Source organism: Caulobacter endophyticus (assembly GCF_029543245.1).
GTDB classification, from domain to species: Bacteria; Pseudomonadota; Alphaproteobacteria; order Caulobacterales; family Caulobacteraceae; genus Caulobacter; species Caulobacter endophyticus_A.
The window spans coordinates 91,102-107,021 of sequence record NZ_JARQWV010000018.1; the positions used below are offsets into that span (position 1 = coordinate 91,102).

The following is a 15,920-nucleotide window of genomic DNA, read 5'->3' on the forward strand; positions in this document are numbered from 1 at the left end:
ATCGGCCGCAAGGGCAGTTGGGGCGGACTGCTGAGCAGTCCGCTGGCGTCGCACGTGCAAGCGGAACCAGGGGTTCCCGCCACAAGGGCGGGAATGACGGGAAGAAAAGGGAAAGGCCGCAGCTATTCCCCCGCCTCCAGCCAGCGCCCGACCTTGGCGTACAGCACCTCGCGCTGCACGGGCTTGGCGATGTGGTCGACCATGCCGGCGGCGAAGCAGCGTTCCACCTGCTGGGGCAGGGCGTCGGCGCTCATGGCGATGATCGGCACGCGGCCGGCCGGGCCTTCCAGGCCGCGGATGGCCCGGGTGGCGGCCAGGCCGTCCATCTCGGGCATGTGGATGTCCATCAGGATGATGTCGAAATGGCCGCGCGCGGCCGCCGCCAGGGCCTGACGGCCGTTCTCGGCGGTCTCGACGTGGCAGCCGGCCAGGCGCAGCAGACCAACCCCGATCTCGCGGTTCATCGGATGGTCGTCGACCAGCAGGATGCGGGCGGCCTTGGGATCGCGGGCGACCTCGGTCGCCGGCGCGGCCAGGGGCTCGGCCTCGGCGGCGGGAACCTCGAACCAGAAGCACGAGCCGTGTCCCGGCGCGCTGTCGGCCCCGATCCGCCCGCCCATCAGCTCGACCAGCGACTTGCTGATCGCCAGGCCCAGGCCAGCCCCGCCATAGGCCCGGGTGGCGCCGCTGTCGAGCTGGACGAAGCGCTGGAAGAGCCGCGCCTGGTCCTCGATCGGCACGCCCACGCCGGTGTCGGCGATCTCGAAGCGCAGGCGGTCCTCGACCTCGCCGGGCTCGACGATCAGCCGGGCGACGATCTTGCCGCGCTCGGTGAACTTCACGGCGTTGTTGAGCAGGTTCAGCAGCACCTGGCGCAGGCGCAGGGCGTCCAGGTCGTGCAGGCCGCCGACCGGGTCGATGACGTCGATCTCGAGGCTCAGGTGCTTGGCCTGCGCCTCGGGCAGGACGATGCCGACGGCGTCGTGCAGCACCGCCGAGGCCGAGGCCGGCTGAAGCATCAGTTCGACCTGGCCGGAATCCACGCGCGACACGTCGAGGATGTCGCTGACCACGGTCAGCAGGGCCGCGCCGGCGGTGTCGATCATGCCCACCTGCCGATGGGCGTCGGCCGGCAGGTCGTCGCGGCCGGCCAGCAGCTGGGCGAAGCCGAGGATGCTGTTCAGCGGCGTGCGGATCTCGTGGCTCATGGTGGCCAGGAACTCGGTCTTGGCCTCGGCCGCGGCCAGGGCCCGGGCGCGGGCCGCGCGGGTCAGCTGCTCGCGCCGCACCAGGAGGCGCCGCAGCCGCTCCTGCTGGGCCAGGGCCAGGCCCGCCGCCAGGGCGGTGGCGAAGACCACCGTGACGAAGCACTGGATCAGCCGGGTCATCTGGACCGGATCCCACGGCGCCAGCAGCTGGCCCAGCCAGATGTTCCACACCCCCAGCGGCAGCGACACCACGGCGATGGTCAGGGCCGCTTCCGCCGCCCCGCGCGGCCCCAGGCGGAAGGCGCAGAGGATGGCGGCGGGGAACAGCACGAAGGGCAGGGGCGCGCGGGTGTCGTGGAACACCGCCGCCGTCAGCACCGCCATCAGCAGGAAAAGGCCCAGCCGCTCGCCCAGCGAGCGGTGGAAGGTGCGCTTGTGCTCGGCGTCGATCAGCACCAGCACGGCCGGCACGATCAGCACCATGCCCAGCGACCCGCTGACGAACCAGTCGCGCCACAGCGAAACGAAGGGCGCGTGGTCCAGCAGGTTCATCAGCCCGGCGGCGATCGCGGCGGTCACCGCCACGACCGGCACGGTCACCGTCACCAGCAGGGCCAGGTGGCGCATGGTGCGCACCCGGGCCGCCCCGCCGAAGGCCCGCCGCACGGCCTCGCGCGCGGCCCAGGCCTCGGCCAGGTTGACGGCGGTGAACACCACGGCCCGCTCCAGGCTGTCGCCGAAGGCCAGGCAGAGGGCGAAATGGACGACGCCGATCACGACGGTCAGGATCAGCCGGCGCGGCGGGCCCAGCGCCATCAGGCCCACGGCCAGCAGGGCCGCGCCGGGCCACAGCGCCGCCACGCCGGTGGGACCGCGCGTCAGGCCGTCGCTGAACAGCTGGGCGGCGGCGAAGGCGGCCGTCAGCACGAGCAGCAGCACCGTCTGGCGGCGGGTCTCCTGTAGGGCGGCGCTTCGCGTCATTCTTGACCCCGTTTTCCCCGGTTTCTACGCCGAACAACGGTTTCAGTTTCGGGACCAATGCCTTCTGTGACGCTTTGCCGCAATGGGTTTTGGTAGCGTCGACTATCCGACCAACGGCGCTGTTTCCTTGGCTGGCAAGGAAAAACGCGCGCCGGGGTTGAACGATTATCGGACTCTCTGCGAGAGTTGCGCGGGGCCCCTGCATGTCAGGTTGCGGCCCTTGTGAGGATGGAGGGATCGACGCATGCTTCTCGCGCTCTATCTGGCCGGCGCGCTGGCCAACGCCGAGCCGGCGGTGGTTTCCGGGGTCGAGCTGAAGGCGGCCGCGCCGCAGGGCCTCAGCTACGAGGGCCAGTGCGGACCGCATGCGATCGCGCTTTCGCAAGGCGTGACCAGGGCGCCGGCCCTGACCGTCGACCGCAAGCCGGTGGCGCTGTCGGCGCAGGCGGAGGCCTTCCTCAACATGCGCGGCGCGGCCTACCGCGCCTACAGCCGCTGCAACGGCGAGAGCTTCGGCCTGGTGGTCCACCGGGTGACCTGGGAGGCGGGCAAGGGCGAGGCCTATGCCGTCTACGGGGCGCAGGTCGGCGCCGGCGGGGCGGTCACGCGCGAGCGGGTCGAGGCCTCCAGCGCCGAGGGCTTCTTCTACCGGTAGGGCTTGCCCGCCTGTGACGAACGCGATCTTTGAGGGCTGTCCGCCAGCGGCTGGGCGCGGGGCGGTTGATACGGGGTTGTCGTGAAGTTCCGGATGTTGCTGATGTTCGTGGCGACGAGCATCTTTTTCCTCGGTGTTTGCTTCCTCATTCGGGATGTGAATCGCATCCTTCCCAGCGATCCTCGGGCGGCGGCGTCAGTCGCCCCCCGGGCCGTGGGTGAGATCGCCGGTTCGAAGCCGGCCGGCGTCGAAGAGGCCTGGCGGGCGCAGGACGACGCGGCGGCGCGGGCCAAGGCCGCCGTCCGCCGGGCCAGGATCGCCGAGGCTCGCGAAGACAGGCTTGTCTACCTGATGGGGGAAGCCAAGCTGCTCGTCGGCGGCCTGATGGCGGTCATATTGGGCGTGGCGGTTTGGGGCTCTCGAGGCGCCGGGCTGGCCGACGAGCTCGCCACCGAGCTCCTGCTGGTTCAGCGCCGGTTGGATCAGGAGGTATGGCGCTTCTGCGAGACCTCGGTGAAGCTCGCCGAAGCCCAGGAGGAGGTCACGCTTCTCAGGTTCAGGCTCAGCGAGGAAGGACGGGCCTGAAGCCGAGCGACGACCGCCCCCTACGCCGCCTTCGTCTCCACCCCGATCCAGCGGTTCAGCGCCGCGATCAGGGTGTCGCGCTGGATCGGCTTGGCGACGTGGTCGACCATCCCGGCCTGGCGGCAGCGCTCGATCTGCTGGGGCATGACGTCGGCCGACAGGGCGATGATCGGCGCGCGGCCGGCGCGGCCGGGCAGGGCCTTGATGGCGCGGGCCGCGGCCAGGCCGTCCATGCGCGGCATGTGGATGTCCATCAGGATGATGTCGAAGTCGCCGGCCGCTGCGGCGCGCACGGCCTCGTCGCCGTCCTCGGCGGTCTCGACCGCGCAGCCGGCCAGGGTCAGCAGGGCCGCGCCCAGTTCGCGGTTCATCGGATGGTCGTCGACCAGCAGCACCCGGGCGGCGGCCTCCTGCTCGGGGGCGGGAACGTCGGCGGCGCAGACCGGCTCGGCCGGGGTGGTGAACCAGAAGGTCGCGCCCTTGCCCAGGGCGCTGTCTAGGCCGATCTCGCCGCCCATGCGGGTGACCAGGGTCCTGCTGATCGCCAGGCCCAGGCCGGCGCCGCCGAAGGCGCGGCTGATCGAGCCGTCGGCCTGGGAAAAGCGCTGGAACAGGCGCTTCTGCACCTCGGGCGCGATGCCGATGCCGGTGTCGGCGACGGTGAAGCGCAGGCGCTCGGGCCCGCCGGGATAGGTCGTCTCCAGCGCCACCCTGGCCCTGACCGATCCGCTCGACGTGAACTTCACGGCGTTGTTGAGCAGGTTCAGCAGCACCTGGCGCAGGCGGGCCGGATCCAGGGCGTAGTCGAAGCCGTCGGGAAGGTCGGCCTCGACCGACAGCGCCAGGCCCTTGGCCTGGGCGTCCAGGGCGATGATCGAGGCGGCGTCGGCCAGCAGGGCGGCCGGGTCGACGGCCTCGGGCCGCAGCTCCACGCGCCCGGCCTCCAGCCGCGAGAAATCCAGAATGTCGTCGACGATGGTGGCCAGCGAGCCGCCGGCCTGGGCGATCAGCTCGAGCTTGCGGCGGCCGGCGGGACTGAGCCCGTCCTCGGTCTCGGCCAGCAGGTTCGCAAAGCCCAGCACGCTGTTGAGCGGCGTGCGGATCTCGTGGCTCATGGTCGCCAGGAAGTCGGTGCGGGCCCTGCCGGCGGCCTGGGCGCGGGCGCGGGCGGCGCGGGCGGCGGCGCTGCGGCGGGCCATCAGCCCCTTCAGCCGCTGTTCCTTGTACAGCGACAGGGCGGCCGCCAGGCAGGTGAAGAAGATCGTCGTGACGAAGGCCTGCACCAGGCGGATGCGGTCGATCTCGGCCCAGCGCGGGGCCAGGCGGGCCAGGCCGTCGCCGGCCACGGTCATCGGGGCGGTGATGGCGATGACGATCACCGCGCTCCAGGCCGCGCCGCGCGGACCCAGCTGGAAGGCCGCCAGCATTGCCGCCGGAAAGATCAGGAACGGCATCGGCATGGCCGGCTTGAGGAAGGCGAACACCGTGGCCCCGGCCACCATGGCGTACAGCCCCAGCTGCACCGCCGGCGGCCGGCGAAAGGCCTCCTCGTTGGTCGGGTCCAGGATCACCAGGGCCGCGGGCAGGGCGATGATCATGCCCATGCTGTTGCAGGCCGCCCAGGCGGCGAAGAACGGCCACAGCTGCGCCCCCGCGGCGGGAGCCGCGACGCTGGAGCCGATGGCCGCGACGGTGATGGTGATCGGCAGCATCGCCGCCACCAGGATCAGGGCGTGGCGCACGCTGCGGATCGACGGCCGGGCGCCGCGCAGCCGCCGGGTCAGGGCGGCGGCCGCCAGGCTCTCGGTCATGTCGCAGGCGGTGTAGACGGCGATGACGAACCAGGGGTCGCCCGCCAGGGCGTGCACCGACAGGTTGGTGACCAGCGCGATGGCCAGAAGCAGCCGCCGCCCGACCGGGTCCATGCGCAGCAGGCCGGCCGCCAGTATGGCGTTCATCGGCCACAGCGAGGGCATGCCGTTGCTGTCGCGGGTCAGGAGGTCGCTGAACAGGAACGAGCCGACATAGGCGCAGACCAGCGCGACCAGCAGTCCCCAGCGGACGGCCGCGGTGTCGGCTTGTCGGTCGGCGCGTGCGTTCAAGACCCCTCGTCCCCCTTCCGGCGGCCAGGGCCCCCGGAAACCTCCACCCATCACGCCGGCCCCGAAAAAGCGTTAAGGCGCGACGCTTTTTCCGTGTGTCGCGCCATCATGCGACGTTCGGTCGCGCCCGGGCGGCTGGCTCAACGCCCGCGACACCGCCGCCAGCAGCTCGTCGCGGCGGATCGGCTTGGCCACGTGGCCGTCCATGCCGGCGGCGCGGCAGCGGGCCACCTGCTCGGGCAGCACGTCGGCGCTCAGGGCCAGGATCGGCGTGTCGGCGACCGGCCCGTCGAGGGCGCGGATGGCGCGGGCGGCGGCCAGGCCGTCCATCCCCGGCATGTGCACGTCCATCAGGATCAGGTCGAAGCCGCCGGTGCGGGCGGCGTCCACCGCCTGGAAGCCGTCCTCGGCGGTGAACACCTGGCAGCCGGCCAGGGTCAGCAGGGCGTCGCCCAGCTCGCGGTTCATCGGATGGTCGTCGACCAGCAGCACCCGGGCGGCGGCGCGCTCGGGGCAGGACTCCTCGGCGGGCTCGGGCGCCTGGGCGGCTTGCGCCTCCAGGGCGATGTGGAACACCGCGCCCACGCCCAGGGCGCTCTCCACCCAGATCGTCCCGCCCATCTGGCCGACCAGGGCCTTGCTGATCGCCAGCCCCAGGCCGGTGCCGCCATAGGCGCGGCTGATCGAGCTGTCGGCCTGGGAGAAGCGCTGGAACAGGCGGGCCTGCACCTCCGGCGCGATGCCGATGCCGGTGTCGGCCACGGAAAAGCGCAGCAGGCCCGGCTCGGGGCCGATGGAAAGCCGGGCCGTCACCCCGCCTTGGGTCGTGAACTTCACGGCGTTGTTGAGCAGGTTCAGCAGCACCTGGCGCAGGCGCGTCTCGTCCAGCGCGAACAGCGCCTCGGGGTCCTGGACGCCCAGCGGACCGGCAAGCCCCTCGACCTCGACGGTCACGCTCAGGCCCTTTCCCTGCGCGTCGGGGGCGATGATGGCGGCGGCGTCGCGCAGCAGGGCGGCGGGCGAGGCGGGGGACAGAACCAGCTCCAGGCGGCCGGCCTCGACCTTGGCGAAGTCAAGCAGGTCGCCGACGATCTCGGCCAGCGAGCGGCCGGCGCGGCCCACCAGGTCCAGCCGGCGGCGGTTCTCGGGCGACAGTTCGGCGTCCTCGGCCACCAGGGCGGCGAAGCCCAGAATGCTGTTCAGCGGCGTGCGGATCTCGTGGCTGATCGTGGCCAGGAAGTCGGACTTGGCGGCGTTGGCGGCCTGGGCCCGGGACTGCGCCGCGCGGGCTGCGGCCTGGCGGCGCACCAGCAAGGCCGACAGCCGCGCCTGGCGGCTCAGCGCCAGGGCCGCGGCCATGCTCACCGCATAGAGCACGATGTGGAACAGCAGCAGATGGCGCATCGGCTCGGCGGCGGCCTTGGGGTCCAGCCCCACGATCGACAGCACCGCGGGAATGGCGAAGGCCAGGGCGGCCATCACCGACAGCGCCGCCGCCCGCGGGCCGCCGCGGAACGCCGCCAGCAGCACCGGGGCGAACACCAGCACCCGCATCTGCGGCGGGCCGGTGAACACGGTCCACGACACGGCCGCGATGATCGCAAGCCCGGCCGCCGGCTCCAGCCAGCCGCGCACCGGGAAGGCCTCGGCGTGGCGACGGTCAAGCAGGATCAGGATGGTCGGCAGGGCGATGGCCACGCCCAGCACGTTGCTGGTGGTCCAGCCGCTCCAGCCGGTCCAGAAACCGCCGCCCTCGACCACCGAGGCCACGCCGTTGACGGCGATCGAGGTCACGGCCGTGAACACCGCCGACACCGCCGTCAGCACCAGGAGGCCGCGCATGTTGCGCACCTTGCCCGGCAACCGCAGCAGGCGCAGGGCGAAGGCCGTGGCGGCGATCTGCACGCCGTCGAGCAGGGTCACGGCCAGGGCGAAGGCGCTGCTGGTGCTGGTGGCGAGACTCAGCAGCAGGTGCAGCACGCTGGTCACCGCCAGCAGCATCGCGCCGCGCCGACGGTCCAGGGTCATCAGCCCGGCGATGATGACGGCGTTGGCCGTCCAGATGGTGGCGATTTCCTGGGCCGCGCCGGTCAGGAACAGGCTGTAGGCCATCGACGCCACATAGGCGACCGTCAGCCCCGTCGGCCGCCGCCAGCGACGCCACAGCGCCGCGCGATCGCTCGCGATGTCCAAGCGGCCGAACCCCAAGATCACAAACCCCCAGGCTCCCGATCGAAGTCCGCCGGAAGCTGTCGGGTTCCACCATGAGCCCGAAACGTCGGTTTTTGGTTAAGTGGGAGGCGGGAGGTTCTGGGGCGGCTAACGAGGGAGTGGGTGTATTTTTGATGCGACGTTTACTACCAGGTGTCCAATTGCAATAAGGGTCGTTATCGCCCAGAATAGAAATGGTCTTCTTTCATAGAGTCTTTCCAGGGGCCACTTCCCGTGCCGGCGAATTGAATCTTGCACATGGTCAAGGAAGTCCATGTGATCGAAATCTTCTTCGCTAAGGGTGGAGAAATATTGGAATTTTGATTCTATAATTGAAGCTGTATGTGTGGATATTTTTCCGATCGAATCTGGAAGGGCTAGGTCTTTAGATATTACTGACCATATATGCGTTCCGTTAACGGATTTCGGAATAATGGCATTTTCTTGTAGCATTGGCTTTGCTAGATAATATAGAAAGTCTGCCAAATTTTCATTACTTTCCCTAATTCTCGGAAATTTCGTCGAAAATTTATGAAGCGCAAGGGCGAATTCAAGGAAAACAATACGTTTTTCGTGATCGCGCATCATGTCGATGCGAACCGTTTCCTCTTGTGATGTGAAAGCGGTTACAATTCCTTGCTTATTCACAATGGAAAGCGCGTGGGAGGAATGTTTTATGTCTATTTCGCGATTTGCGTCAAAAATTTTGTCGGCGAAATCAGGATCTTGAGACTTCCATTTCTTATTGTTTGTGGCCAATCCTGCAATTAATCGCTTATTTTCTTCCTTCCAGTCTTCGAACGCCGCCGGGTCGATATCGACCGGAAAGTAAATGATGGGGCGCTCGATGCGCGAATTTCTCAGCTCGATATCGTGTAAATTTCCGGACTTGACGATCCCGATGAGCAGGTCGACCACCCGCGACGCTGCTCTGTGAACGGCGAGTTCGCGGACGGCGAATGCTTCTGCAAGATCACAATCTATCGAGTCAAGTAGTCTCACTTCTATGGCTAGAATGTTAGGTCTATATAGTCTAATCGAGAAGGTATAGCGTCGCGCATTGATTTGACCTGGATCGGTCAATGTTAAGGTCGACGTTCTTCCGCTGGCTTGGCCGCCGAACGCTTGGTTGATGTCGCGGACGACGGCTTGCCATACACTCAGGTCTGGAATGACGGCCCATGGGCGGTAGGCCCGGGTGTCGCCGATGCTGATCTCTTTGAGAAAGCCTGGGTTGGGCTGTAGGCGGAGGTGCGCATCGCCACCAATGCTCTCATAAGCGTCCAGCCCCACCTCGGCGATGGTGATCCACGAAAGTAACATCGGGCCCTGGTTGATGGGTGCGGGTGATGGGTGCTGCCCCCACTGCCCAGAGGGCTCCTCTAGTTCGGCACCCGCACAACTCTTAGACAGGGCGTTCCTATCCAACGCGCGGCGGTTTGTGAAGCTTTGATTGTATTTTTTATAAAGCACTCAAGGCGCGTGTTTCCAGTGTCGTGACTGCCACTTCAGCCCTTACTATCGCAGATTTATCCTGCGTAGTTACCTGGGTTGGCCACATATGGTTGGGCTTGTCGTGCGGCGGCTTTTGGCTCCGACCTTTCATATGTGTGGCATCTTTGTCCGACAAATGTTGTCTGGAGTGTCACGTGCGAATGATCTCTCATGCGCGGCTGATGAAGCTCTCTGAGGCTGAATCCCGAAAAACTGACCTCTTGGCGGCAAATGCGGTGTTCTTGAGCCGCGACGCTAGTCGTGCTTTCGTGTAAAATAATCAGACAAATTATTGGGGGATTTATGAGGCGACCTCGATTGACCCGTCGGGGTTTCCTGCTGGCGTCGACGGCGCTCGCCTTCGCCGGCGGGGCCGCCGTCGCCGCGCCCCTGGCCGTGGACCCCGCCCGCGTCGTCGCCCGACCGGTGGCTGCCCGCCATGTCGCGCTGAAGCCGTCGATCTTCAGCCAGGCCCAGGCGGCCAACCGCGCTTATCTGGTCTCGCTGTCGCCCGACCGTCTGCTGCACAACTTCCACAAGGGCGCGGGCCTGCCGGTCAAGGCGCCGGTCTATGGCGGCTGGGAGGCCCAGAGCATCGCCGGCCACACCCTGGGCCACTGGCTGACGGCCTGCGCGCTGCAGGTGGCCAACACCGGCGATCCGGAGTTGCGGGCGCGCCTGGCCTACACGGTCGCCGAGCTGGCCCGCGTGCAGGCCGCCCACGGCGACGGCTATGTCGGCGGGACCACCCGCTGGAACCAGGACGATCCGGTCGGCGGCAAGCAGGTGTTCGAGGAACTGCGGCGGGGCGACATCCGCTCCTCGCGCTTCAGCCTCAACGACGGCTGGGTGCCGGTCTACACCTGGCACAAGGTGCATGCCGGCCTGCTGGACGCCCATGAGCTGGCCGCCACGCCCGGCGCGCTGGACGTGGCGGTCGGGGTCGCCGGCTACTTCGCCGGGGTGATCGACGGCCTTTCCGACGAGCAGGTGCAGAAGATCCTGGTCACCGAGCACGGCGGCATCAACGAGGCTTACGCCCAGACCTACGCCCTGACCGGGGACGAGCGCTGGCTGAAGGTCGCCCGCCGCCTGCGCCACAGGGCCGTGCTCGACCCGATCGCCGCCGAGCGCGACGAGCTGGCCGGCCTGCACGCCAACACCCAGATCCCCAAGGTCATCGGCCTAGCGCGCCTTTACGAGGCAGCCGGCGACGATCCGGCCGAGGCGACGGCCGCGCGGTTCTTCCACCGGGCGGTGACCCGCGACCACAGCTACGTCATCGGCGGCAATTCCGACCGCGAGCACTTCGGCAAGCCGCGCCAGATCGCCCGCCACATGGCCGAGACCACCTGCGAGGCCTGCAACAGCTACAACATGCTGAAGCTGACCCGCCAGCTGTGGAGCTGGAAGCCCGACGGCGCCCTGTTCGACTACTACGAGCGCGCCCAACTGAACCACATCATGGCCCACCAGCGGCCCGGCGACGGCCGGTTCGTCTATTTCATGCCGATGGCCGCGGGCGGGCGGCGCAGCTACTCCACCTACGAGGACAGCTTCTGGTGCTGCGTCGGCTCGGGCATGGAAAGCCACGCCAAGCACGCCGACAGCATCTGGTGGCAGGGCGCCGACGGCGCGCTCTATCTGAACCTCTTCATCCCCTCGACGCTGGATCTGCCAGGCGGCGATTTCGCCATCGACCTGGCCACCCGCTATCCCGCCGACGGCCAGGTCGCCCTGACCATCGCCCGCGCGCCCAGGGAGGAGCGCGAGATCGCCCTGCGCCTGCCGGCCTGGTGCGCGGTCCCGCAGGTCACGCTCAACGGCAGGTCCATGGGGCGCGGCGGCGCCGACGGCTATCTGCGGATCCGGCGCGTCTGGAAGGCCGGCGACCGCATCGCCCTGTTCCTGCCGATGACCCTGCGGGCCGAGCCGACGCCGGACGATCCCAACCTCGTGGCCTTCGTCTCGGGGCCGCTGGTGCTGGCCGCCGACGTGGGACCGGCCGACCGGCCCTTCGAGGCGACCGCGCCGGCCCTGGTGGGCGACGGCGCGCCCGCCGCCCTGCTGAGCAAGACCGGCCAGGCGCCGCACGCCTACGCCGCCCGCACGGCCCGGGGCGCCCCGGTGGTCTTCAGCCCGTTCTTCGCCCAGTACGACAACCGCACGGCCGTCTACGTCCCCACCTTCACCAAGGCCCGCTGGGACGCCGAGGGCCAGGCCTTCCTGGCGGCCGAGCAGGCCCGCATCGACACCGTCGCCCGCACCGTCGACACGGTCTATCTGGGCGAGCAACAGCCCGAGGTCGACCACAAGGTCGCGGCCGCGAACGGCGAGATCATCCAGCTGAACGGCCGCAGCGGCCGCAAGCTGAACCCCGGCGGCGGCTGGCTGGAAGCCACCCTGGCCCGCCGCGCCGGCCCTCTGACCCTGCAACTGGTCTACTGGGGCGCCGACGTGGGCCAGTCGGCCAAGGTGCTGATCGACGGCGCGCCGGTCGGCACGTTCACCACCCCGGCCGGCAAGCGCGACGGCTTCTTCACCGCCGAGATCCCCCTGCCGCCCGGAACCACCCCCGCCCGCGTGCGCATCGAGGCGGGCGACGAGCCGGCGGTGGTCTACGAGCTGCGGGTGATGGCGGGAGCTGTGGCGTAAGGGGCTGATCGCCGGTCGGTCCTGCCGCTTTCCGGGGCGCCCCCACGTAGGGGACCCGTCGCGTGGGGGCGGGCTGGCCAGGCTGCGCCGGTAACGCTATCAATCGTTGCAGTCCCTGTTGCTTGCTCAATCCTGGCTCGCGCCCCGTCCTCGGGGCCGGGCGCATGCCTGCCTGGGGGAAGGGGTGCATCGACCAAAGCGCGGCAGACTGGCGGGCGGCCTTGCCGGGGCGCTGCTGGCGGTTCTGACGGCGACGCCGGACGAGGCGCGGGCCATGGCCGGTCCGGCCCGCGTCGACGTGCGCGCCGGCCCGCTGGGCGACGCCCTGGACGAGCTGGCCCGCGAGCAGGGTCTGGAAATCCTGTTCAGCGACGAGCTGGTGCGCGGCCTGCGGGTCGGCGGCGTCAGGGGCCGCCTGACCCCGGACCAGGCCCTGACGGCGTTGCTGGCGGGCGCCGATCTCGACTACCGCGTCACCCGCGACGGCTCGCGCGTGCTTGTGCGCCGACCGCCTACGGCCCTGGCCGATCCCGGCGACGGGGCGGTCTCGGAAATCCTGGTCGTGGGCCGCCGCACCCAGAACGCCGGCATCCGCCGCACCCAGAACGACATCCAGCCCTACAAGGTGGCCGGCCCGCGTGAGCTGGCCATGGCCCCGCAGGACAATCTCGACCAACTGTTCCGCGACCGCATGCCGTCCAACGGCCAGGTCATATCCCCCTCCCAGTACGTGCTGGGCGGGGCCGCGGCCAACTCGGCCATCGACCTGCGCGGCGTCGGGCTCCAGCGGACCCTGGTGCTGGTCGACGGCCGCCGCCTGCCGGGCCTGCCGACCCTCAACGCCGGTTTCGGCCAGGCCGACCTCAACGCCGTTCCGCTGGGCCTCGTCGAGCGGATCGAGACCCTGACGGCCACGGCCGGGGGCATCCACGGTCCGGCCGCGGTGGGCGGGGTCGTCAACCTGGTGCTCGATCGCGATTACCGGGGCGCGGACCTCACCCTGGTGACAGGCCTGTCCAGCCGGGGCGATGCGGGACGGGCGCGGCTGGAGTTGCGGGCCGGGTTCACGCCCAACGACGGGCGGACCGACGTCATGCTGGCCGGGTCCTACGCCGCCGCCCGGCCGCTGACGGCGGGCCGGCGAGACTATGCCGATCAGTCGCTGCAGCGGCAGGCGGCCAAGTTTCCCTCCTTCTACCTGTCCGACGCCACGGCCCGGAACGCCATCGTGGTGCGCAGCTGGGGCGGCGAGCCCCTGCGTCTGGACGCGCGGCTGGGCGGGACCGTGCTGCCCAGTCACTTCACCCTGCTGCCGATCGGGTTCTCGGGGACGGACCAGGAGCGCGCCGCCGTGCTGGTCGCCAACGCCGGCAAGCTGTCGACCGAGCAGCCGCCGGGCCTGGCGGGGGCCGACACCTCGCTGGTCAGCACGCCCCGGTCGGGCTCGCTTCTGGTCAATGTCCGCCACCAGGCGAGCGATCGCCTGGAGCTGTTCGTCGACGGCCTTTATCTGAGCAACAAGGCCTTCGCCTACCTGCCGCAATCGCGCACCACGACCCCCACCCACGGCGACGCGGGCGACAATCCCTTCGCCAACACCGTGCTGATCAGCTTTCCGGTCGAGAGCCTGGTCAGGAAGAGCCAGAGCAGCGTCGAAACCTATCGCCTGACCGGCGGGGCGCTGGCCGCCCTGCCCGGGCGCTGGCAGGCGGCCGCCGACTACACGGTGGGGCGCACCGTGCTGGAGACCCGCGACGACGCCGTGCGGGTGACCAACGAGGGGATCCAGCTGAACGACCTCTATCTGGCCCTGTGGTACGGCGCGACCGGGCCCAGTCCGCGGCCCTTCGTCCTGCCGCTGGGCGACTACGAGGCGCTGCAGACCGCGCTGGGCGCCTATCTGAGCCCGTACGGATCCTGGTCGCGGCTGGAGAACCGCTTCGTGAACGCGGCGCTGCGGGCGGCCGGCCCGCTGCTGGACCTGCCGGGCGGTCCGCTCACCCTCACCGTGCTGGGTGAGTTCCGCCGCGAGCACGCGCCGGCGACGCAGGCCTATATTCTGGGGAACGGGGCGCCGCGGGCCACGCCGGTGCTGGAGCGCGGCGTGGAGGTGCGCTCGGCCTATGCGGAGCTGCGCGCGCCGCTGGTCGCCCAGGACGCCGCCCTGGCGCCGTTGCGGGGTCTGGAGCTGCAGGCCGCACTGCGCCGCGACGACGTCGAGACCACCTATCCGCTGAACGCCCTGCGCGCGGGCGAGCGTCCGCCGAACGCGAGCGCCCGCCACCGGGCCGACGTCTTCACCCTGGGCGCCCGGGCCCTGCCGGCCTCATGGCTGATGCTGCGGGCCAGCCTGGCCACCGGCGAGAGCCCGCCGGACCTGCGTCACCTGCAGGAGGTGCTGATCCCGATCCTCGACGCCGGGCTCGTCGATCCCCGGCGCGGCGGGCGTTCGACCCTGGCCGAAGGGCCGGTGACCCAGGCGCGGGGCGGCTCGCACAAGGTCGGCCAGGAGAAGGGCCGCACCCTGTCGGCCGGCGTGGTGTTCAATCCCGAGGGGCGGCGCGGGCCGCGCCTGTCGATCGACGTCTCCCGCGTCGACATCCGCGACGAGCTGGTGTCGCTGCAGCTTACGCCCCAGGCGGCGATCAGCGGCGAGGCGCTCTATCCCGAATGGATCGACCGCGAGCCGCTGTCGGCCGCCGACGCCGCCCTGGGCTACACCGCCGGCCGCATCACCAAGATCTATTCGGGCTTCGGCAACGTCGGCCGCACCCGCGCCGAGACCGTCGACCTGCAGCTCGACTGGACCCTGTCGCCGCCGCCGCCCCTGCCGCGGGGCCAGGTCCGGCTGTACGGCGCGGCGACCTGGCAGCCGGTGCTGCGGTCCAAGCTGCGGCGCGGCGAGCCGTGGCTCGACCGCGCCGGCTATCGCGACTCGCCGCTGGAATGGCGCAGCGTCTCGGGCGTGGAGTGGACGCGCGGGCCGCTGAGCGTCGACCTGAACGTCCAGTACCTGGGCGGCTACGACCTGGTCTATTCGGCCGTCTCCGTCCAGGCGCCGCTCAAGCAGCCGAGCGAGGTTCCGCGCATGCCGTCCCAGACCTATGTCGACCTGGTCGCCCGCCGCCGGATCGACCTGCCGGACGGCGGCCGGCTGCGGTCGGTCGATCTGCGGCTGGCCGTGCAGAACCTGCTGGACGCCAGCCCGCCGATCCTCGCCGAGGCCGCCCACATGGGCTACGACTACCGCGGCGACCCCCGCCGCCGCCGGTTCGAGCTGCTGGTCGCGGCGCGGTTCTGACCGACGGCCCGGCTAGGGCGAGCATCCCGGATCTGGATGCTCGCGGCCGTCGGGGCAGGCGTAGAAGCCCTCGTCGTGGCCGGGCAGGGTGATCCCCTCGTCGGCCAGGTCGAGGAACCAGCGGCCGTCGCGGAACGGGGCGATGCCGGTGGCGACCATCTCCCGGCTCAGGGCCGGCTCCAGGAACGGAAAGGCCGCCCGCATGCGCGCGTCGCCGGTCCAGGCCGGGGCGTCCACCAGCCGATAGGCGAAGTTCAGGGTCTTGCCGTCCTCGCCCACCAGCCAGGCGCGGGTGATCTTCCGCCGGGCGTAGCAGAGCTCGATGCTGGCGGGCAGGGCGCGATTGCGCCTGCGCTCGCGGAACCAGTGGGCGGCCTTGCGGGTCGGGGCCAGCTGCACCTTGCCGGCCGGGGCGCCGGCGACCTCTTCCATCAGGCCTGCTTCGACCAGGGCGCGGACGGTGTCGAGCCGGGCGGTGCGGTCGCTGATCTCGACGGGCGACACCCCGGTCAGCACCGCGGCGCACTGGCCCAGCGGCAGGCCCTGGGCGCGGGCGTCGAAGAAGGTCTGAATCTCGGCCACGGCCTGGCCGCTCTCGATCGAGCGGCGGGCCTGCTCCTCGGGGCTGGGCGCGCAGGCGGCCGGAACCATCAGCAGGGTCAGCAGCAGGGCGCGGGCGCCGCCCAATCCGTTCCGGGCCGTCATCGGTTCCTCGCGCCGCCGTGGGT

Annotated in this window: 9 protein-coding genes; 4 read left to right on the plus strand and 5 right to left on the minus strand. The window is 70.1% G+C overall.

Going from position 1 to position 15,920, the window contains the following annotated elements:
• Positions 1-122: 122 nt before the first annotated feature.
• A complete protein-coding gene (locus tag P7A99_RS17535) occupies positions 123-2,189 on the minus strand; it encodes an ATP-binding protein (RefSeq protein WP_277795056.1) in 2,067 nt (688 codons plus the stop codon).
• 244 nt (positions 2,190-2,433) lie between these two features.
• Between P7A99_RS17535 and P7A99_RS17540 the strand changes: the two genes are divergently transcribed.
• Positions 2,434-2,844 carry a hypothetical protein gene (locus P7A99_RS17540; RefSeq protein WP_277795057.1) on the plus strand — a complete coding sequence of 137 codons (411 nt, stop codon included), beginning with the start codon at positions 2,434-2,436 and terminating at the stop codon, positions 2,842-2,844.
• A 93-nt stretch (positions 2,845-2,937) separates the two neighbouring features.
• Positions 2,938-3,429: a hypothetical protein gene (locus P7A99_RS17545; RefSeq protein WP_277795058.1), complete on the plus strand. Its 492-nt coding sequence runs from the start codon at positions 2,938-2,940 to the stop codon at positions 3,427-3,429.
• 20 nt (positions 3,430-3,449) lie between these two features.
• On the opposite strand, the gene P7A99_RS17550 is transcribed toward P7A99_RS17545, so the two are convergent.
• From P7A99_RS17550 to P7A99_RS17560, 3 genes are all read right to left on the minus strand, one after another.
• Positions 3,450-5,531, minus strand: a complete 2,082-nt coding sequence (locus tag P7A99_RS17550; RefSeq protein ID WP_277795059.1) for an ATP-binding protein — start codon at positions 5,529-5,531, stop codon at positions 3,450-3,452.
• 72 nt (positions 5,532-5,603) lie between these two features.
• Positions 5,604-7,724, minus strand: coding sequence for an ATP-binding protein (locus P7A99_RS17555; RefSeq protein ID WP_277795060.1), 2,121 nt, complete (start codon positions 7,722-7,724; stop codon positions 5,604-5,606).
• Positions 7,725-7,850: 126 nt separating this feature from the next.
• Entirely contained in the window at positions 7,851-9,215 is a 1,365-nt protein-coding gene (locus P7A99_RS17560) for a hypothetical protein (protein WP_277795061.1), read from the minus strand.
• Positions 9,216-9,554: 339 nt separating this feature from the next.
• Between P7A99_RS17560 and P7A99_RS17565 the strand changes: the two genes are divergently transcribed.
• A complete protein-coding gene (locus tag P7A99_RS17565) occupies positions 9,555-11,891 on the plus strand; it encodes a beta-L-arabinofuranosidase domain-containing protein (protein WP_431307685.1) in 2,337 nt (778 codons plus the stop codon).
• Between the two features lie 184 nt (positions 11,892-12,075).
• Entirely contained in the window at positions 12,076-15,192 is a 3,117-nt protein-coding gene (locus P7A99_RS17570; RefSeq protein ID WP_277795063.1) for a TonB-dependent receptor, read from the plus strand.
• Positions 15,193-15,204: 12 nt separating this feature from the next.
• Here the strand turns inward: P7A99_RS17570 and P7A99_RS17575 are convergent, their stop codons facing one another.
• The gene (locus P7A99_RS17575; RefSeq protein WP_277795064.1) at positions 15,205-15,897 is read right to left on the minus strand and encodes a hypothetical protein; all 693 of its coding nucleotides are present in this window, start codon (positions 15,895-15,897) and stop codon (positions 15,205-15,207) included.
• Positions 15,898-15,920: the final 23 nt, after the last annotated feature.